At 68.1% G+C, this 19,366-nt stretch carries 17 protein-coding genes and 2 pseudogenes; 10 read left to right on the forward strand and 9 right to left on the reverse strand.

Going from position 1 to position 19,366, the window contains the following annotated elements; translation table 11 throughout:
• Window positions 1–166 precede the first annotated feature (166 nt).
• Window positions 167–406 (reverse strand): chaplin, encoded by a 240-nt coding sequence (locus OG293_RS12310; RefSeq protein WP_405998844.1) that lies wholly within the window; start codon window positions 404–406, stop codon window positions 167–169.
• Between the two features lie 233 nt (window positions 407–639).
• Between OG293_RS12310 and OG293_RS12315 the strand changes: the two genes are divergently transcribed.
• Window positions 640–1,050, forward strand: a complete 411-nt coding sequence (locus OG293_RS12315) for a rodlin (RefSeq protein WP_405998845.1) — start codon at window positions 640–642, stop codon at window positions 1,048–1,050.
• Window positions 1,051–1,167: 117 nt separating this feature from the next.
• Here OG293_RS12315 and OG293_RS12320 read toward each other — a convergent pair whose 3' ends face one another.
• Complete coding sequence (locus tag OG293_RS12320) at window positions 1,168–1,809, reverse strand: vitamin K epoxide reductase family protein (protein WP_405998846.1); 642 nt, start codon at window positions 1,807–1,809, stop codon at window positions 1,168–1,170.
• A 411-nt stretch (window positions 1,810–2,220) separates the two neighbouring features.
• On the opposite strand from OG293_RS12320, the gene OG293_RS12325 reads away from it, so the two are divergent.
• From OG293_RS12325 to OG293_RS12335, 3 genes are all read left to right on the forward strand, one after another.
• On the forward strand, window positions 2,221–2,631 hold the full coding sequence (locus tag OG293_RS12325) for a rodlin (RefSeq protein WP_405998847.1): 411 nt from the start codon (window positions 2,221–2,223) through the stop codon (window positions 2,629–2,631).
• 311 nt (window positions 2,632–2,942) lie between these two features.
• Window positions 2,943–3,176, forward strand: a complete 234-nt coding sequence (locus OG293_RS12330; RefSeq protein ID WP_405998848.1) for a chaplin — start codon at window positions 2,943–2,945, stop codon at window positions 3,174–3,176.
• 354 nt (window positions 3,177–3,530) lie between these two features.
• On the forward strand, window positions 3,531–4,181 hold the full coding sequence (locus OG293_RS12335; RefSeq protein ID WP_405998849.1) for a DUF4360 domain-containing protein: 651 nt from the start codon (window positions 3,531–3,533) through the stop codon (window positions 4,179–4,181).
• 181 nt (window positions 4,182–4,362) lie between these two features.
• On the opposite strand, the gene OG293_RS12340 is transcribed toward OG293_RS12335, so the two are convergent.
• On the reverse strand, window positions 4,363–4,818 hold the full coding sequence (locus tag OG293_RS12340) for a carboxymuconolactone decarboxylase family protein (RefSeq protein ID WP_405998850.1): 456 nt from the start codon (window positions 4,816–4,818) through the stop codon (window positions 4,363–4,365).
• 152 nt (window positions 4,819–4,970) lie between these two features.
• Window positions 4,971–5,174: a hypothetical protein gene (locus OG293_RS12345; protein ID WP_405998851.1), complete on the reverse strand. Its 204-nt coding sequence runs from the start codon at window positions 5,172–5,174 to the stop codon at window positions 4,971–4,973.
• 241 nt (window positions 5,175–5,415) lie between these two features.
• On the opposite strand from OG293_RS12345, the gene OG293_RS12350 reads away from it, so the two are divergent.
• From OG293_RS12350 to OG293_RS12365, 4 genes and pseudogenes are all read left to right on the forward strand, one after another.
• Window positions 5,416–6,627, forward strand: a complete 1,212-nt coding sequence (locus OG293_RS12350) for a pyridoxal phosphate-dependent aminotransferase (RefSeq protein ID WP_405998852.1) — start codon at window positions 5,416–5,418, stop codon at window positions 6,625–6,627.
• 92 nt (window positions 6,628–6,719) lie between these two features.
• Window positions 6,720–7,115 (forward strand): hypothetical protein, encoded by a 396-nt coding sequence (locus OG293_RS12355; protein WP_405998853.1) that lies wholly within the window; start codon window positions 6,720–6,722, stop codon window positions 7,113–7,115.
• A 127-nt stretch (window positions 7,116–7,242) separates the two neighbouring features.
• Window positions 7,243–7,611, forward strand: a pseudogene (locus OG293_RS12360) (hypothetical protein); the annotation flags it as partial.
• Window positions 7,557–8,662, forward strand: a pseudogene (locus OG293_RS12365) (substrate-binding domain-containing protein); the annotation flags it as partial. The pseudogenes OG293_RS12360 and OG293_RS12365, both read left to right, overlap by 55 nt.
• 111 nt (window positions 8,663–8,773) lie before the next feature.
• Here the strand turns inward: OG293_RS12365 and OG293_RS12370 are convergent.
• Window positions 8,774–10,597: a phosphoenolpyruvate carboxykinase (GTP) gene (locus OG293_RS12370; RefSeq protein ID WP_405998854.1), complete on the reverse strand. Its 1,824-nt coding sequence runs from the start codon at window positions 10,595–10,597 to the stop codon at window positions 8,774–8,776.
• A 277-nt stretch (window positions 10,598–10,874) separates the two neighbouring features.
• Between OG293_RS12370 and OG293_RS12375 the strand changes: the two genes are divergently transcribed.
• Together OG293_RS12375 and OG293_RS12380 are read left to right on the forward strand one after the other, a co-directional pair.
• Entirely contained in the window at window positions 10,875–11,552 is a 678-nt protein-coding gene (locus tag OG293_RS12375; protein ID WP_405998855.1) for a hemolysin III family protein, read from the forward strand.
• 252 nt (window positions 11,553–11,804) lie between these two features.
• A complete protein-coding gene (locus OG293_RS12380) occupies window positions 11,805–12,440 on the forward strand; it encodes a TetR/AcrR family transcriptional regulator (RefSeq protein WP_405998856.1) in 636 nt (211 codons plus the stop codon).
• Between the two features lie 133 nt (window positions 12,441–12,573).
• On the opposite strand, the gene OG293_RS12385 is transcribed toward OG293_RS12380, so the two are convergent.
• The 4 genes from OG293_RS12385 to OG293_RS12400 all read right to left on the reverse strand — a co-directional run bounded on the left by OG293_RS12385 (window position 12,574) and on the right by OG293_RS12400 (window position 19,167).
• Window positions 12,574–14,958 (reverse strand): galactose oxidase-like domain-containing protein, encoded by a 2,385-nt coding sequence (locus OG293_RS12385; protein ID WP_406003572.1) that lies wholly within the window; start codon window positions 14,956–14,958, stop codon window positions 12,574–12,576.
• A gap of 92 nt (window positions 14,959–15,050) precedes the next feature.
• Window positions 15,051–16,232, reverse strand: a complete 1,182-nt coding sequence (locus tag OG293_RS12390) for a glycosyltransferase (protein ID WP_405998857.1) — start codon at window positions 16,230–16,232, stop codon at window positions 15,051–15,053.
• Complete coding sequence (locus OG293_RS12395; protein ID WP_405998858.1) at window positions 16,229–17,908, reverse strand: ArnT family glycosyltransferase; 1,680 nt, start codon at window positions 17,906–17,908, stop codon at window positions 16,229–16,231. Before OG293_RS12395 ends, OG293_RS12390 begins: the two co-directional genes overlap by 4 nt.
• A complete protein-coding gene (locus OG293_RS12400; RefSeq protein ID WP_405998859.1) occupies window positions 17,905–19,167 on the reverse strand; it encodes a glycosyltransferase in 1,263 nt (420 codons plus the stop codon). The genes OG293_RS12395 and OG293_RS12400 overlap by 4 nt, the downstream gene beginning before the upstream one ends.
• Window positions 19,168–19,366 lie beyond the last annotated feature (199 nt).

Consider the following 19,366-nt stretch of genomic DNA (forward strand, 5'->3'; position numbering starts at 1 on the left):
GCAGCGCGGTAGGGAGAGGTGCGACCTCGTCGGTCGCGCCCCTCCCTTCCTCATGCCCTGCCGTGACGCTCCGCTTCCGGCGAGAAGACAAGGGAAACAAGGGAAGCCAAGAAGACAAAGGTGGCGCTGCCGGTGGGAACCGGCGGCGCCACCCGTACAGTCAATGTCAGGCGTTGACGCAGGCGTTGCCGAAGGTGGGGTTGAGCGCCGCGATGATGTTTACGGTGTTGCCGCAGAGGTTGACCGGCACGTGAACCGGGACCTGGACCAGGTTGCCCGACAGGAAGCCGGGGGAACCGACAGCGGCACCCTCGGCACCGGCGTCGGCGAACGCGGTACCAGCGGCGGACCCAGCAGCGAGACCAGCGGTGGCCAGGACCAGAGCGGCCTTCTTGGCAGTCTTCATGGGAAATAGCACCTTCTGTTCGATGTTCTGCCCAACGTTAGGGCTCACTCAGAGCGAAACGGATTTCCCGTGGAGATGACACGGGCGAGCTCGAAGGTGCCCCCCGTTCGGCTTAATAGCCCTACGAGCGGGCCGCTGTGGAGCCATCCGGGTGAACAGGGAGAACCAACCATCCGGCGCGACAGTTGTCCGGGCAGCCCTACCGCGGGCCTCCACAAACATAAGGACGGAACATGTTCAAGAAGGTTATGGCAACTGCGGCCCTTTCCCTGTCCGTCGCGGCCGCCGGCGCCGCCATGGCTCCGCAGGCTATGGCCATCGGCAACGACACGGACACGACCACGTTCAACGGCAACGGGTCCTCGCAGGTCTACGGCAACTCCCAGACCTTCGGCGACATGAGCCCGCAGATGGGTCTCGTCCAGGGCTCGCTGAACAAGCCCTGCATCGGCCTGCCCGCCAAGCTCAACGCCCAGTCCCTCGTGCACGGTTTGGCGATCGGCGTCCAGGACCTCCCGGTCCTGTCCGCCCCGCAGAACCAGCAGTGCGTCGAGAACTCGACCCAGGCCAAGGGCGACGAGCCGCTGTCGCACATCCTGAGCAACATCCCGGTGCTCTCGGGCAACGGTGCCGTCCGCAGCTGAGTATCGCCACCGGCCGGCGTAGCTCAGTCGGACAGCGAAGACCCCGGCGCCTCTCGCAGGCCGCCGGGGTCTTTGCGTGCACGGGACGCGTACGGAAGGCGTACGGACCGGGCCCGGTCAGCCGGTCCAGAAGTCCCACCAGCGGGTCAGGATCAGCATGCCGATGATGCCGATCCACAGCACCGGCGGCATCCAGTGGAACTCCATCAGGGTCCTGCGCAGACCCTCCGGGACCTTGATGGCCCGGTGCTTGATGTTGTGCCCCGTGACGTAACAGAACATGACGATGGTGGCGACCCAGGCCAGCGAACACCACAGGCACAGCGCGTTGATGTTGTACAGCGACTGGTACTGCAGCCAGGTACAGAACCCGACCCCGAACAGACAGCCCGCGTTCAGCCCCAGCCAGTACCAGCGCCGGTACCGCGCACCCGCGAGCAGCGCCACCCCGATCGCGATCACCATCGAGTACGCGACCAGACCCAGCAGCGGATTCGGGAACCCGAACGCCTGCGCCTGATCGCTCTTCATGATGTTCCCGCAGGACACCACCGGATTGAGACTGCACCCCGGAGTGAACGTCGGATCCTCGGCCAGCTTGATCTTGTCGATCGTGATCACCCACGAGGCCAGCAGCCCCGCCGCACCCGTGATCACCAGAAGGAACGCGAATGCGCGGTCGGCGCCGATTCCGCCCGGGATTGCCCTTCGACTTCTCTCCGGTGCGACGGACGCATGCCCGTTCGCCGTGATTGTCATATTGTTTTCACCGCTTCGATTGCGTGCTGGACTTTCCCATTGTGCACCTACTCGGAATTGCCCCGGACCTTCACTGTTCACTCGGCAGACGGGTGAATGCGGAGCCGGCCGGGTCAGGCCGAGTGGTGGAATGGAAACGCAGACCGTCCACGGGAACTGCCCCGGTTGCACGCCTCCAGCCGGCGGCGCATTGCGTCGTGGGGCAGTCGTGCTTCCTGTTGGCATGGCGCATCCGGGTGCGCTCGACGATCTGCTGTCGGCGGAGGGCCTCGAAGGCCCTCCGCCGAATGTGTGTATGGCCGCCCCGGAAACGGGTGCGGCATTCGGGTGAACGCGCGGAACCAAACCCGTCGGAAGGCAGTTGATCAGCCTGCTCCACGATCGATCGTTCACAGCGAAAAGGGACTTGAAGTGATCAAGAAGATTCTGGCGACTGCGGCCGTCACCGCTTCAATGGTGGGCGTCGGCGCCACCATGGCTCCCCAGGCCATGGCCATCGGGAACGACGAGGGCACGACGACGGTCAACGGCAACCACGCCGCCCAGATCTACGGCAACTCGTCGACCCACGGCAACATGAGCCCGCAGATGGCACTCGTCCAGGGCTCGCTGAACAAGCCCTGCATCGGCCTACCCGCCAAGGTCAACGCCCAGCACCTCCTGGGTCTCGCGGCGATCGGCGTCCAGGACGTCCCGATCCTGTCCGCCCCGCAGAACCAGCAGTGCGTCGAGAACTCGACCCAGGCCAAGGGCGACGAGCCGCTGTCGCACATCCTGAGCAACATCCCGGTGCTCTCGGGCAACGGCGCGGTCGGCAGCTGACCGAACCTGGCAGGCTCACCCCCGAGCGCGGCGCGCTCGGGGGTGAGCCCGTTCGGAGGGGGCCAAATGCCCACGAATTGAAAAGGGCGCCAGTACAGCAGGAAAAGATTTTTGGCAAGAAACTACTGGCGAGTTCAATAAAGCGACCGTGAGGCATCCGAGTGACTTCTCGAACGGGCGGCCATATTGAGGTTCCTTTGCGGGAATCACCTCGTTACTAGTCCCTGCAGAGGTGTTCTTGAACAGGAAACTGGCAGCGCAGGGCGACGGTCGCGCCTGCGTACGGCACCACTGCTGAAAGGATCACCAGAATGAAGCACATGAAGGCTGCAGCGATCATTGCCGGCGTCATCATGGCCCTGGGCAGCGCCGCCCCCGCCATGGCCGACGCGGAGGCGGAGGGTGCCGCCATCGGCTCCCCCGGCTTCTTGTCGGGCAACGTCGTCCAGGTCCCGATTAACGTGCCGATCAATGCCTGCGGCAACTCCATCAATGTGATCGCCCTGCTGAACCCGACCGGCGGCAACGCCTGCTACAACGACTGACTTCGGTTGCGAAACGGCCCCGAGGAGCACTCAAGTGCCCCTCGGGGCCGTTTTTGGCGTGAACTCGGCCATGCCCGGGCCCCGCTCGCGGAAGGCACCGGATGCCATCCGGCCATCGCCCTCCGGTTCGGGTGGAGCCCGCAGAAACGGGCCGCCGGAGCAAGTCGCAGTAATGAGCCGAGGTAAGCACGTAGGCCGATAACGGACCTAGCCAGCCTCTGAGTTGCTACCTACGATTCGAGTCGATCCGGCTCTTCGAACAGCCCGCGGAAATGTTTGAAGGGGTTGACCTGTCCAACGACAGCCATGACCTGTTGCCGGATGAACCCCTCACTTTTCCCCGATGGGAGAATCATGTCTCGTGCACTTTTCGCGGGCGGCGCGACAGTGGCAATTCTCGGTTCACTGCTGGCCGCTCAGAACGCCTCCGCCGGCATCGTCGCGCCGCCGGACAAAATCGTCATCGAGGTCGCGACCGTCAACGGTTCGGGCTGCCGTCCCGGATCCGCCGCGGTGGCCGTCTCCCCGGACAACACCGCCTTCACCGTGACCTACAGCGAGTACCTCGCGAAGGTAGGAGTGGGCGCGGGCCCCACCGACTACCGCAAGAACTGCCAGCTCAACCTGATCGTGCATGTCCCCCATGGCTTCACCTACGCGGTGGCCAGCGCCGACTACCGCGGCTTCGCGAGCCTGGTGAGCGGCGCCACCGCCATACAGAAAGCCTCGTACTACTTCCAGGGATCTCCGGACACCGCGTCCAGAAGTCATCCCTTCAGAGGTCCCATCGACGACAACTGGCAGGCGACGGACACCACCGACTGGGGCCAATTGGTATGGGCGCCGTGCGGTGTGAAGCGTAACTTCAACATCAACACCGAAGTACGCGTCAGTGCCGGGACCTCGGACCCGAAGAAGACCACCAGTTTCATGACGATGGACTCGACGGACACCGCCATCAACACGATCTACCGGCTCGCCTGGAAGGAATGCCCGGAGCCCTGAGCAAAGGCGGCCACCTGCCGCCGGCTCATTCCACAGCGGTCCGCCCGGTGCCCCCGCCGGGCGGACCGCGCCCTTCTGTCCCCGGACGCGTCCGCCGTCTCCTGGGACGCGTCCGCCCTCTCCTCGGACGCGTCCCGCGGGGCCCGACGACGCACGGCGCCGGGCCCCGCGAGCCGCCCGGCTACCAGCCCGCGCCCGCGAGCTGCCGGGTCGTGGCGTTGAGCCGGTTGAAGAGGTTGGTCGTCGCGATCATCAGGATCACGGCCGCGAGCTGCTGCTCGTCGTAGTGGTCGGCCGCGTCGTCCCAGATCTCGTCCGGGACCGCGTCCGGCCGGTCGGCCAGCCGGGTGGCCGCCTCCGTCAGCGCCAGCGCCGCGCGCTCGGCGTCGGTGAAGTACGGGCTCTCCCGCCAGGCAGCCACGGCGAACAGCCTCTCGTCACTCTCGCCGGACTTCCGGGCGCTGCGCACCCCGGAGTCGACACAGGAACTGCACCCGTTGATCTGGCTGGCCCGCAGATGGACCAGCTCCAGCGTGGACTCCGGAACTCCGCCCTTCCGGGTGGCCTTCAGGAGGTTGAGGATGGCGGGCATGGCGTCGGGAATGACGGTCGCGGGGTTGTTCATCCGTGCCTGCATGGCTGCTCTCCTTGGGATGTCGTCTTCACCGCTATGACTCATCCCGGCGCGAGAGTGTGACCGATCCGCGCCAACAAATCTGCGCCGTCCGCCAGTTCACCCGGAAACAGCAGGTCGGGCCCTCCTCGGCCGCCTTTCCTCGGCCGCCGTCCTCAGCCGAAGCTGACGAGGTTGAGCCAGACGTCGAGCAGCCGCCCGTCGCCGAGGATCCCGACGCCCTCGGCGCGCGGGTCCCGGCGTCCGTACACCACCAGCAGCAGATCGGTCAGTGGCCCGCGCACCGCGACCGCCGCCTTCTCGTGCGCGCGCCGCCAGCAGATCGGTCTGGGTGACGATTTCCGTGCAGTAGCGGCCATGGCTCAGCAGAGTCATACGGCTACGGTGGGCCGCGCCTTCGGCAAGGTGACGAGGACAACACCGGCCCGTTTCCTTCCGCGCCCGTCGCGCAATCCGCAGGCGTACGGACCGTCCCGGTGGCGCTTTCGAAGGGGAGAGGCGGCTCTCACCGGGCGAAGTCTCAAAACCGGACATATTTGCCAGGCTTCCGTGAAGGAAAAGACGAAGCGATCAGCGTTACACGCCCGTAAGCTCGCGGACATGCAGGTGATCCAGTCGACGAAGCTCGCCAACGTCTGTTACGAAATCCGGGGCCCGGTTCTCGAGGAGGCGATGCGGCTTGAGGCAGCGGGTCATCGCATCCTCAAGCTCAACACCGGCAACCCCGCCGCCTTCGGCTTCGAGTGCCCGCCCGAGATCCTGGAGGACATCCTCCGCAACCTCGGCGGCGCACACGGCTACGGCGACGCGAAGGGCCTGCTGTCGGCACGCCGTGCGGTGATGCAGCACTACCAGACCAAGGGCATCGACCTGGGCGTCGAGGACATCTACCTCGGCAACGGCGTCTCCGAGCTGATCCAGATGTCGATGCAGGCGCTGCTCGACGACGGCGACGAGGTGCTCGTACCGGCGCCGGACTATCCGCTGTGGACCGCGTCCGTGTCGCTCGCGGGCGGTACCGCCGTGCACTACCGGTGCGACGAGCAGTCCGACTGGATGCCGGACCTCACGGACATCGAGCGGAAGATCACCGATCGCACGAAGGCGATCGTGATCATCAATCCGAACAACCCCACGGGCGCGGTGTACGACGACGAGATGCTGCGCTCGCTCACCGAGATCGCCCGTCGGCACAATCTGATCGTCTGCTCCGACGAGATCTACGACAAGATCCTCTATGACGGCGCCACGCACACACCGACCGCCGCGATCGCCCCGGACCTGATGGTCCTCACCTTCAACGGGCTCTCCAAGAACTACCGCGTGGCGGGCTACCGCTCCGGCTGGATGGCCGTCTGCGGCCCCAAGGCGCACGCCACCTCGTACATCGAGGGTCTGACCATCCTGGCCAATATGCGCCTGTGCGCGAACATGCCCTCGCAGCACGCGGTCGCGACCGCCCTCGGCGGCCGGCAGTCGATCGAGGATCTGGTCCTGCCGGGCGGGCGGATCCTGGAGCAGCGGGACGTGGCGTACGACCTGCTGACCCGGATCCCGGGCGTGACCTGTGTGAAGCCGAAGGGCGCGCTGTATCTCTTCCCGCGGCTCGACCCGAAGGTCTACAAGGTCAAGGACGACCGGCAGATGGTGCTCGACCTGCTGCGCGCCGAGAAGATCATGGTCGTGCAGGGTACGGGCTTCAACTGGCCCGATCCCGATCACTTCCGGATCGTGACGCTGCCCGCGGCGAAGGACCTGGCGGACGCGGTGACCCGGATCGGGACGTTCCTGGACGGCTACAGCCAGCCGTGATCATTCCCCCTGGGAAGAGTCCCGACTTCACTCAACTTTAGACAGAATCTAAGCTAGGATGGTCTCCTGACGCACTGCAGGAGGCCATCCCCATGTACGAGCCGATCCGCACGCAACGCCGTGGGTCCGTCCACGCGGTGGCCGACGACGCCCAGTACCCGCACCGCAGCCGCGAGGAGGAGCTGGACATCCAGCTCGCCGGCCATCTGTCCGCACTGCTCGCCGTCACCGACGAGCTCGGCCTCGACGCCGCCGCCGAGCAGATCGCGGCCCAGGTAGCCCGGCTCCGCGGCGCCCCGCCGGCCCGGCACGCGGGCCTGAGCAGTGCCGCCCCCACCACCCTGCACCGCCGCGCGCACGCCCTCGCGGGCCGCGCCCTCGTCGTGGCGGCTTCCCGCGCCGATACGGCAGCCGCGATCCTCTCCGCCCAGCGGATGGACGCCCACACCGCCGCCCTGGCCGAACCGCGCCTGGTCGGCGCCCGCTGACGGCCCCGGTCCGCGGGCCGCACAGGCGCGCGGGCCGGGTGCCACCCACCTCGTCACCGAGTGGGTAATTCCGGTTGCGTTCTGGGATCACCCCTTCACCTTCCGTACATCCGACTCGGCCTGGAATGTGGGATTCCGCGAGCACGCTGCGCGTGTGAGACGCATCGTGGGAATCGTCCTGGCGGTGCTGCTGATCGGCGGAGTGGCAGCTGCCGTCGTCGCAGGCCGCGAGAGCCAGGACAAGAGCACGGCAACGAAGACCGTGCGAGGAGTGATCGGATCGGAGAAGGCGGAGTTCTTCGCCGATCCCGACGTGGTGAAGGCCCTTGCTGCCAAGGGATTCACCGTGAAGACGGAGACCTCCGGGTCCTGGGCCATGGAAGAACTGCCCCTGAAGGAGCAGGACTTCGCCTTTCCGTCGTCCAAGGCACCGGCCGACGAGCTGCGGCGGAAGTCGAAGTTCCAGGGCGGGCCCGTCCGCCCCTTCTGCTCGCCGACATGCGGCCCGTCCTCGACCGGGCGCACAAGGCCACCGGAGTCACCGTCAAGGCCACCTGGAGCGGCACGCTCGACGCCGTCGAACAGGTCGCGTCGGGGAAGGCCGACGGAAAGTACGACGCGGTGTGGCTGTCGTCCAACGACTATCTGCGGCTGCGGCCGGGCATCGCCAACAGGATCAGCAGCGAGACGCCCGTCATGACCTCGCCGGTCGCCATCGGTGTGAAGCCCCAGGCGGTCGCACGACTCGGCTGGAACCCCGGCCAGGTCACCTGGCCCCAGGTCCACCGGGCCGTCGCCGACAAGAAGCTCACCTACGGGATGACCGACCCGGCACGCTCCAACTCCGGCTTCTCCGCCCTGATCTCGGTCGCGTCCGGGCTCTCCGGCGCCCAGTCCGCCCTCACCGACGCCGATGTGAGCAGGGCGACCCCGAAGCTCAAGGAGTTCTTCGCCGGGCAGCGGCTCACGTCGGGCTCCTCCGGGTGGCTGGCCACCGCGTACACCCGGCGCGGCACCGTCGACGCGCTCGTCAACTACGAGTCCGTGCTGCTGTCCATGAACCGCGACAGTGGTGCCGGGCTCACCGTCATCCGCCCGCAGGACGGCGTCGTCACCGCCGACTACCCCTTCACGCTCCTCAACTCCGCTCCGCAGAGCGCCCGCGAGGCCGGGCGGACGCTCACCGAGTATCTGCGCACCCCGGCGGCGCAGCGGGCCATCACCGAGGGGACGCTGCGGCGGCCGGTGGTCGCGGGTGTGCGGCCCGCCGCGGTACTGGCCCCCGGCGTGCGGCGCGAACTGCCCTTCCCCGGCTCGCGGTCCGTCGCCGACGGACTGCTCGACGCGTACGAGAACAAGCTCCGCCGCCCCTCCCGCACCCGTCTATGTCCTCGACACCTCGGGCTCGATGAAGGGCGAGCGCCTCGAACGGCTCAAGGCCGCGCTCACCGAGCTGACCGAGGACTTCCCGGATGGCCGGCCCCGCCGCCGCTCTCGACGCCATCCGCGCCGACGCGGCAGCGCTGAGCGCCGACGGCGAGACCAGTCCGGCCCCGGAGCCGTGAGGGGGCTCCGGGGCCAAAGACGCGGCAGACCTCGGGTGACCCCACAGGTCAGGGCGGATGTCGTACGGGTCCGCCGCGACGTTTCTTCAGTGTTCAGCCGAGCCGGGCGACCAGCGCGCGGTACTCGTCCCACAGCTCCTTGGGCGTGTGCTCGCCGAAGGTGTTGAGGTGCTCGGGGACCAGCGCGGCCTCCTCGCGCCAGACGTCCTTGTCGACCTTGAGCAGGAAGTCGAGGTCCTCCTCGGACATCTCCAGCCCCTCGGTGTCGAGCGCCTCACGCGTCGGCAGGATGCCGATCGGCGTCTCGACGCCCTCGGCCCTGCCCGCCAGACGCTCCACGATCCACTTCAGGACTCGGCTGTTCTCGCCGAAGCCGGGCCACACGAACTTGCCCGCGTCGTTCTTGCGGAACCAGTTGACGTAGTAGATCTTCGGCAGCTTGGCCTGGTCGGCGTTCTTGCCGACCTTGATCCAGTGCGCCATGTAGTCGCCCATGTTGTAGCCGCAGAACGGCAGCATGGCGAACGGGTCGCGGCGCAGCTCGCCGACCTTGCCCTCGGCGGCGGCGGTCTTCTCGGAGGCGACGTTCGCGCCGAGGAAGACGCCGTGCTGCCAGTCGAAGGACTCGGTCACGAGCGGGACCGCGGAGGCGCGGCGCCCGCCGAAGAGGATCGCCGATATCGGCACGCCCTTCGGGTCCTCCCACTCCGGCGCGGCGATCGGGCACTGCGAGGCCGGGACGGTGAAGCGGGCGTTCGGGTGGGCCGCCGGGGTCTCGGACGCCGGGGTCCAGTCGTTGCCCTTCCAGTCCGTGAGGTGGGCCGGGGACTCCTCGGTCATGCCCTCCCACCAGATGTCGTTGTCGTCGGTGAGCGCGACATTGGTGAAGACGGCGTTGCCCCACAGGGTCTTCATGGCGTTGGCGTTGGTGTGCTCACCGGTGCCGGGCGCGACGCCGAAGAAGCCCGCCTCCGGGTTGATCGCGTACAGCCGGCCGTCCTCGCCGAAGCGCATCCAGGCGATGTCGTCGCCGATGGTCTCCACGGTCCAGCCGGAGATCGTGGGCTCCAGCATGGCGAGGTTGGTCTTGCCGCAGGCGGACGGGAAGGCCGCGGCGACGTACTTCGACTCGCCCTGCGGCGGGGTCAGCTTGAGGATCAGCATGTGCTCGGCGAGCCAGCCCTCGTCGCGGGCCATGACGGAGGCGATGCGCAGCGCGTAGCACTTCTTGCCGAGCAGGGCGTTGCCGCCGTAGCCGGAGCCGTACGACCAGATCTCGCGGGTCTCCGGGAAGTGCGAGATGTACTTGGTGCTGTTGCACGGCCACGGGACGTCCTGCTCGCCCTCGGCAAGCGGCGCGCCCAGGGTGTGCACGGCCTTGACGAAGAAGCCGTCGGAGCCGAGCTCGTCGAGGACGGGCTGTCCCATGCGCGTCATAGTGCGCATGGAGACGGCGACGTAGGCGGAGTCGGTGATCTCGACGCCGATCGCGGAGAGCGGCGAGCCCAGCGGGCCCATGCAGAACGGCACGACGTACATCGTGCGGCCGCGCATCGAGCCGCGGAAGATGCCCTGCTCACCGGCGAAGATCTCCTTCATCTCCGCGGGAGCCTTCCAGTGGTTCGTCGGGCCCGCGTCCTCCTCCTTCTCGGAGCAGATGAAGGTGCGGTCCTCGACACGGGCGACATCGCTCGGGTCGGACGCGGCGTAGTAGGAGTTCGGGCGCTTGATCGGGTCCAGCTTCTTGAACGTGCCCTTGGCGACGAGCTCCCCGCACAGGCGCTCGTACTCGGACTCTGATCCGTCACACCAGACGACGCTGTCCGGTTCCGTGATTGCTGCGATCTCGTCGACCCAGGAAACGAGCTCCTGGTGGTTGGTGGGGACGGTGCTGGGAGCCGCGATGTCGCGCGCCACGATCGCTCCTAAGTGAGGGATTTTGATGTTGTTGCCCCGTGGGGGCTGCGACCCGGATGCTTCGACTTTCTCTCTGGCGCTCATCCGGTGCCGACCACACTCATCTGATCATCCGTGCAGTATGCGCATATGTCCAGAGGGCCTCTCACGTGAGCATCGCCACTCACGGCCCGGTCCGCACCCCCGGGCACGCCCCCGGGCGCACTCCGGGTCGCGTCGGAGGGGGCGTGGGCAAGGACTCATCCGTTACCTACGGTTGCGTAGGTACCATCCCGTCATGACCTCTGCCGCGCCCGAAGCGACCGCCGAAGAACCCATGCCGCTGAAGCCGCGGCTGCGCGGTTGGCTGCATGCCGGAATGTTCCCTGCCGTACTGATCGCCGGGCTGGTCCTGACGGCCCTCGCACCCTCCGCGAAGGCCCGGATGGCCTGCGCCATCTACGTCCTGACGGCCTGCCTGCTCTTCGGCGTCAGCGGGCTTTACCACCGCGGCAACTGGGGCCCGCGCGGCGAAGCCGTGCTGCGCCGGCTCGATCACGCCAATATCTTTCTGATCATCGCGGGCACCTACACCCCGCTGACGATGCTCCTGCTCCCCGCCTCCACCGGCCGGACGCTGCTGTGGGCCGTGTGGGCCGCCGCCGTGGCGGGCATCGCCTTCCGGGTCTTCTGGGTGGGCGCGCCCCGCTGGCTCTACACCCCCTGCTACATCGCGATGGGCTGGGCGGCCGTCTTCTTCCTGCCCGACTTCATGCGCGCCGGCGGAATCGCGGTCCTCGTCCTGGTCATCGTCGGTGGGCTGCTCTACAGCGCCGGAGGCGTGATCTACGGAATGAAGCGCCCGAACCCCTCACCGCACTGGTTCGGCTTCCACGAGGTCTTCCACTCCCTGACGCTCGCGGCGTTCATCGTGCACTACGTGGGCATTTCCCTGGTGGCTTATCAGCACGCGTAACCCCTCCCCCGCACCCCAACCCGGCCGTGGCAACGACGCCACGGCCTTCTTCTTGAACGCCTCTACCTTTTGATTGTTACTGTCATTTAACACACACTATCGAATGAGGCTGCCATGACCGCCGCCGGTGAGCGGCGCGGTGGCCGTGCTGTCCGCGCTGCCCCTCGCGGCCCCGCTGCCGAACCCGCGCCCCACCGTCGGGGACGAGGTTGACGTGGCTGACGCCCCGGTCGATGCAGGACAATGACGCCCATGGCCGCCTCCGCACGCACCCCCTCGCGCGACGCCCTCACCGCGGCGCACCCCCAGCTCGGCCTGCGGGAGCGCAAGAAGCTCAGGACACGGATCGCGATCCGCCGGGCGACGTACGCGCTCATCGAGGAGCAGGGGTACGAGGCGACCACGATCGAGCAGATCGCAGAGGCGGCGGAGGTCTCGCCGTCCACGGTCTTCCGCTACTTCCCCACCAAGGAGGACATCGTCCTCACCGACGAGTACGACCCGGTCCTGGAGGCGGAGCTGCGGGCAAGGCCTGCCGACGAGCCGATGCTCGACTCCCTCAGGCATGTGGTGAAGACCGCGCTGAGCGAGCAGGCCGGCGAGGAGGGCGGACACGAGGAGATGCTGGTGCGCACCCGGCTGATGCTCGAAGTGCCCGCGGTGCGCTCGCGGATGATGGAGTCCATGTCGGTCACCGGCCGCCTGATGTGCCGGGCGATCGCCGAGCGCACCGGCCGGAACGAGGACGACCTCGAAGTGCGCGTGTACGCGATGGGAGTCATGGGCGCGCTGCTGGAGGCGACCATGTACTGGGCCGAGCGCGGCCACACGGACGATCTGGGCGCCTTGGTGGACCGGGCGCTGGCCATGTTCAAGGACACCCTCTGACGGCGGTGGGTGGGATGAGCGCGCGTACCCGGGCCGGTTGAGCCGCGGGACGAGCGGGTTCCGCGGTCACGGGCGCGGCCCTTCGGGTGCTGTCCTCGGCCGAGGGCGGCACCCGAAGGGCGGCGCACCCGCGTCACCTCGCCCCGTCGCCCTTTCCGCAGGCCACCCCGTCCCGGTTCGGATCCAGCCGCAGCGGATCGTCCCGCCCGTTCACCTTCAACCGCCCGTAGTCGTGCGCCGAGAGCCATCCGCACCGGGCGCCCGTCGTCGCCTTCACCGTCTTCGGGAAGACGGTCGGGACGCACACGCCCGCCGCGCCGTAGTGCCGGTCGCACCCCGCCACCGTCGGGCTCACCGGGGCCGAACTCCGCTTCTTCTGCGCCTTCTTCGGCGACGCGGCAGGCGCCTCGGAGAAGTCGTGGACGTGCGCCGACGGCGCGTCGGCCGCCATCGCCTCGGGCCCGCCCAGGTGCACCCACCGGGCCACCGAGGGAACCCCGTTCGCGTCGACGGCGAAGAGCATGTACCAGCCGGGCGGCGCGAGGTTCGGATTGCTGGTGACGTTGAGGTCGATCGTGTTGCCGTCGACGGTCATCGGCAGGTCCACGAAGCGCTGGTTGGGGTCGGAGGAGTGGGTGACCGCCGCCGGGCGGATCAGCTCCGCCTTCGCGACGGGCCGGTCGACGGTGATCCGCTGTGTGTCACCGTAGGTCCACCGCCCGTCGATCACCGAGGTGATGGACGGCCGGGCGCCCTTGAGGAGGTACGGCGGGGTGTAGACGGACACGTTGTGGTTGTACGTGCCGTTGCCCGGGTTGTCGCCGACGGACATCACGCGCCCGTCGGGCAGCAGGAACGACCCGGAGTGGTAGGTCCGCGGAATCGGGTCCGTCGCCAGGCCCTCCTGGTACGTATCGGTCACCGGGTCGAAGAACGACGCCTCGTACACCGGGTCGGCCCGGTCGTGCAGCCCGCCGCCCGTCTCCAGGACCTTGCCGTCCGGCAGCAGCACGGCGGAGACGAACATCTTCCCCTCGGCGCCCGTCTGCGGACGCCTGCCCTGGCCCTGGTCGACCTGGCCCTGCGGCAGCAACGGGCCGTGCACATAGGCCGGGTTGGGGGCCTTGAGGTCGATGATGTCGGTGAGGCGGTTCGCCGCCGGATTGGTCTCGTTGTTGCCGCCGCCCATCGTCAGCACCCGCTGGTCCTGCGCCGGCGGCAGCAGCACGCTCGCCGACTCGTCCCGCTGGTCCTTGTTCTGCAGTCCGGGCACATCGGTGATGGTGTTGGCGGTGTAGTCGTAGATCGAGGCACCGGAGCCCTGGGTGCCGTTGCCGAAGACATGGCTGCCGGAGTAGAAGAGGCGCCCGTCCTGCATCAGGATCATCGACGGATACAGGCCCCAGTACGACCAGGTCTGGTTGACCTCGTTCATCGGCAGCCACTTGTTCTGCGCCGCCGAGAACTTCTCGGCCGTCACATTGCCCGTCGAGTCCTCCTTCAGACCGCCGAAGGAGATGACATCGCCGTTGCCGAGGACCGTCGCGGACGGATACCAGTGGCCGCCGTTCATGTCGTTCGTCTTCGTGTACGCCTCGGTCGCCGGGTCGAAGATGTACGAGTCCTTCAGGCCCTGGTAGCCGATGCTGCCGTCCGCCGACGGATAGCCCTTGTTGCCGCTCATCACCAGGACCTTGCCGTCCTGGAGCTGCACATGGCCGGCGCAGAACATGTCCACGGGGGTGGGGATCGTACGGAAGTCGCCGGTCGCCGGGTCGTACACCGCCGAGGTGAAGGTGCCCGCCTCGAACTGCGCCTGGTCGTTGCCGGAGCCGGCGATGACGAGCACCTTCCCGTTGTGCAGCACCACGGAGTGCATGGAGCGCACCGGGTTCCGCACGGGCAGCACGTCCCAGCGGCCCTTGGCGCACTGCTCCGCGGTCGCCGTGCACTCGGGCTCGGGGGCGGGCGCGGTGACCTCTTCCATGACGTAGTCGTCGGTGGTCACGGAGCCTGTGCCGTAGACCGAGACTCCCCAGGTGATCCGGTCGGTACCGGGCGGAATCTCGGGTGTCCGCACCTCGACGCGCTCGTAACTCGCGCTCATCGGAAGAGTCTTGAGGTCCGTCCAGTACTGCCAGCCGGCTGTGGTGTCGTGCCGGAAGAGCGTGACGGACGTGTCGGGTGTGTCGCTCTTGTACCAGAGGGACAGGTCGTACTGACCGCCCGGCTTCACCTCGGGCGCACAGGTCGTGTCCTCGGTGATCATCGCCTTGCGGTCGCCGTCGACGCGACGGGTCAGGGAGACCTTCATCGCCGTACTGCCCGAATGGGCGTCGGCAACGGTCGCGAAGGTGAAGTCGTTGTCGCCCCAGCCGGACTTCTCCCAGCAGGCGGGCATGTCGCCCGTGGCGCCTGCCTGCTCGAAGCCCGGGTTGGTGATCAGGTTGGCACCCGCGGACGCGGGCTGGGGAGCCGCGACCAGCAGCGCCGCGGTCAGCGCGCCGACGGCGAGCATCGCGCGCCTGCGTCCGCGCCAGGTTCTCGGCGCCGCCACCGCCGGCGGTCCTTCGTCCGGTTCCAGGTCCCGTCCCACCGGTCTCATGGACATCAGACGGCTCCTTCCGCACGGGTCTTGCGACGCGGCAGATACACCAGCGCCTCCGTCGCAGCGAATCGCAGCACGAACGTGGTCAGCAGCGCCAGCGTGGTCGCGGGCAGCACCGCCATGTCCAGGCGGCCCACGAACAGCGCGATCAGCGGAATGCGCAGCAGCAGATCGGCATTGGCCAGCAGCGCGAAACGTCCCACCCGGTCCGCCCAGTGCCGGTGCCGGCGGCGGTCCCGGAAGAGCAGCGTCTCGATGAGCAGGAAGTTCCACACCACGCCGAACTGGTTGGCGAGGATCTCGGCCGGCAGATAGTGCATGCCGGCGCCGATCAGCAGATGCAGTCCGAGGAGGTTCGGCAGGAACCCGGTGAGACCGATGAGCCCGAAGGCGGCCATCCGCGCGAAGGGCGACGCCGTACGCAGCGAGGCCAGATGTGCCAGGAAGCGCAACCCCTCCTTCGCCGTCGACTTGGACTCGCCCGCGAACCGGTCCTGGAAGACGAACGGCACCTCCGCCACCGTCTCCGGGCGGCAGCGCACCGCCAGTTCAAGCAGGATCTTGTAGCCGAGCGGCTTCAGCGCCTTCGCCGTCACCGCACTGCGGCGGATCGCGAAGAAGCCGCTCATCGGGTCGCTGATACCCCGCAGCCGCAGCGGAAAGAGCGCCTTCGTCAGCCAGGTCGCCCCGCGTGAGACGGCGATGCGGTAGCCGCCGGCGAGGCCCGCCCGGCTGCCACCGCGTATGTAGCGGCTGGCGACGACGAGATCGGCGCCCGAACGCTCCCCCGCGGCGACCAGTTCGGGCACGAGCGCGGGCGGATGCTGGAGGTCGGCGTCCATGACGACGATCCAGTCGGAGCCCGCGCTGCGCAGGCCCTCGACGACCGCGCCGCCCAGTCCGCCGACCGGGGTCTCGCGGTGCAGTACGGCGACGGGGAACGGACAGTCCTGCGCGGCTCTGCGGATCACGTCCGGGGTGTCGTCCGTCGAGTCGTCGACGAAGACGACCTCACAGGGCAGCCGGGACGGCACGGACTCGGTGAGCCGGTGCAGCAGCTCACCCACGTTCTCGGACTCGTTGAAGGTCGGGATGATGATGGTGACGGCGCCCGGCTCGGCGAGCTGGGCGGTACTGAGTTCCGGGTCGCCGATTTCCTCGGCGCCGGTACGGGGTGTGGTCATCGCTGGCCTCCGGTGATCCGGCGTATCTCGATCCGGTCCTCGCCGCCGCCGAAGACGGCGACGGGCTTCGAATGCTCCAGCGCCGCCTTGACGTTGGGCAGGTCGACGGCGTCACGGCGGACGGTCGGGGACGAGACGACATAGTCGAGGTCCCGCCAGCCGCGCGGCATCGTCTTCGTCACGGCCGGGTCGAGGTCGGCCTTGTAGAACCAGATCGCACCGGTGCCGGGCTTGAAGCCGTCGTGCACGAGGTCCAGCCAGAGCGCGTCGTCGACAAGGACGCGGGTGGATGCGGGGTCCGCGACCTCGTTCTGCATCCAGGAGGCGGCGGCGCGATAGGGGGCGTTGGCGTCGACGGTGAGGGCGGCGCGATTGCCGTCGTACCAGTGCGGGACGACGTAGGCGGCTGCGCCGAGGGCGAGCAGCGCCGCGACTCCGTACCGAAGGCCCGTCGCGAGCTTCGGCCCCGCCCCCGGGACTCCGTCCCCTCCCCCGCGCCACCATCGCCGACCGGGCGACAAGGGGCGGCTCAACACCGCATGCGCGACGCTCGCCGCGCCCGCGGCCAGGACGATCGCCAGGAACGGAAGCGCCTGGATCACATACATCGCGGGCAGATACCCCGACGGGCGCATCGCCACCAGCGCCAGGATGGCCACCACCAGCGCCGGCCCGGCCAGTGCGCGGGCCGTGACCGACCAGCGCAGGGTCAGCAGGAGCAGGGCCGCGCCCGCGAGGCCGCCGAGCGGAAGCACCCGGTCGTAGTAGAGCCAGGACCGCAGGACACCGTGCGAACCGGAGCTCGTGTCGAAGATGGAGCCCGAGCCCTCGCGGCCCATCTGGAAGGTGATTCCGTCGATCAGCGACACATGGCCGGGACCCGGGAACAGCTCGTTGTTGAGGAGCGCGAACAGCGGATACGCCAGCCCGATCAGAGCGCACGCGGTGATCGCGCCGGTCACCGCGAACTTACGGGTGTCCCGATGGCTGTGCCGCCACATCGTCACCAGAAGCGCCGGCAGCACCACCAGCATCGTCTCCTTGGTGAGCACGGAGGTCGCCGCGGCAAGCCCGGCCCCGAAGTGGTGCCACAGATGACGGCTCGGCGACGCTGCCAGGCAGAACGCCAGCAGCATCCACATCACCGCGATGTTGTCGAGGAAGATCTCGCGCTGGAGCACGACCGACAGGGGCGAGAGCCCGAACAGCAGCATCGCGAGAGCGGCGGACCAGCGCGGCAGGAACAGCCTGCGGGCCAGGACATACAGCAGCACCGCGCACGCCGCGCCGACCAGCAGCATCGCGCAGCGCATCGTCGCCACGGTCATCGACTCGGGCACGATCAGGGACGGGAGCCAGGTGAGAGCGGCGATCTGGATCCAGCCGAGCGGCGGATGGTCGTACCAGTACGTGTAGTGCGCAAGGCCGTCGCCCTGCTGAACCGCCCAGGCCTGGGCGAGATAGGTGCCCTCGTCGTCGCTGAGCGTCGGGAAGTGGGTGATGTTCCAGCCCTGGACGACCAGGATCACCGCCAGCAGACCGAGGCAGAGCAGCAGATCAGGCCGGGAGCTGCGGAAACGCACGACGGGCCGGACATGGACGGCGGCCGGGACCACCGCGATGCGCGGTGCCGCCTCGGTGGCCGCCTCCTGCGCGGTGGGGAGTGTGGTGGTCACAGGTGGGCATCCTCTCGGGTCTCGGTGAGATGCGCGCCGACATGACTGGTCAGCTCCCACTCGTTGCGGCCCCGCTGCTCCCGCCAGACCGCGCGTATCGCCGCGCCCGCCAGGAGGACTTGGTAGAAGGGGCCGCCGACGATGAGCTTGAGGTAGTGCACGAAGCGGACCCGCATGCCGTACTGCTTGCCGAAGTCGTGCAGACCGACGATCTCGAAGACGAAGGTGACCATGGCCGTGATCAGCGGCAGGAAGGTCACGATGGCGATGCCGACCGGGACGTCGAGGAAGAGCGCGACGGCCGCGTTGAGCGGGATGATCACGCCCGAGAACGCCTGGAGGAAGGGCGTCATCAGGGTGTACCGCGCGAGCAACCGCTGTCCTCGGCCCGGGAGTTGCTTCCAGTCCTTCTTCCGGTAGACCTGGAGGAAGCCCTGGTTCCAGCGGGTGCGCTGTTTGAGCAGGCTCATCAGCGTGCCCGGGGTCTCCTCCCGGGTGACCATGTCGCTGTCGTATGCGACGACGACCTTCTTGCCGACGGACGAGAGGCGCACGCCCAGATCGCAGTCCTCGGCAAGGCAGTTCGGGTCCCAGCCGTCCGCGGCCCGCAGAACCGTCGTACGGACGAAGACGGTGTTGCCGCCGAGGGGGATGAAACCTTTCTGTGCGTGCAGATGCAGCCTGCTGCGGAACCAGAAGAAGTACTCCAGGCAGTTGCGCAGGCTGTACCAGCTGGAGTGGAAGTTGATCAGCTGCACGCCGCCCTGGACGACGTCCGCACCGGTGGAGGTGAAGGCATGGTCGACATGGGCGAGCAGTTCTGGGTGGACCTGGTCCTCGGCGTCGAAGACACCGACGATGTCACCGCGGCAGTGCGGCAGCGCGGTGTTGAGGGCCTTCGGCTTGTTCTTCACCTCGTGCGTGTCGGTGATGACCCGCACCCGGACCGGATCACGGGCCGCGGCGCGCTCGGCGACCGCCGCGGTCTCCGGATCGTCGTGCCCGACGATCACAATGATCTCGAAATTGGAGTGGCCGGACTCCAGCAGCCGCTCGATGGTGTGCTCCAGCACCGCCTGCTCGTGACGCGCGGGCAGCAACAGCGAGAACGACAGCCCGACACCGCCCTCGGGCCGGTCGAAACGGGTCGCCGCGAGCGTCTCCGGCGTCCGCCAGGCATGCATCTGCCACCACAGCGTGAAAGCCGCCATCCAGAACAGCGCCACGGAAATGGCAACGACAAACACCGATATCACCACGGACGGTCCCCCCTTGGACCCTGCGCCCCCGCGGCAGGACCCCCCTGGCCGGCAACGCGTTTGTGCAGCCCGGACAGCGCACTCCCCAGTGCCCGCGTCCGGCTGCTCCTCGTGCCGTGGACCATATATGCGGAAGATGAAATTCCGGTGCTCGCCCGATAAATGTGGCGTGTCACCGTCACTTGGCGCGTTTACCGCC

Source organism: Streptomyces sp. NBC_00829 (genome assembly GCF_045161795.1).
Lineage (GTDB): Bacteria > Actinomycetota > Actinomycetes > Streptomycetales > Streptomycetaceae > Streptomyces.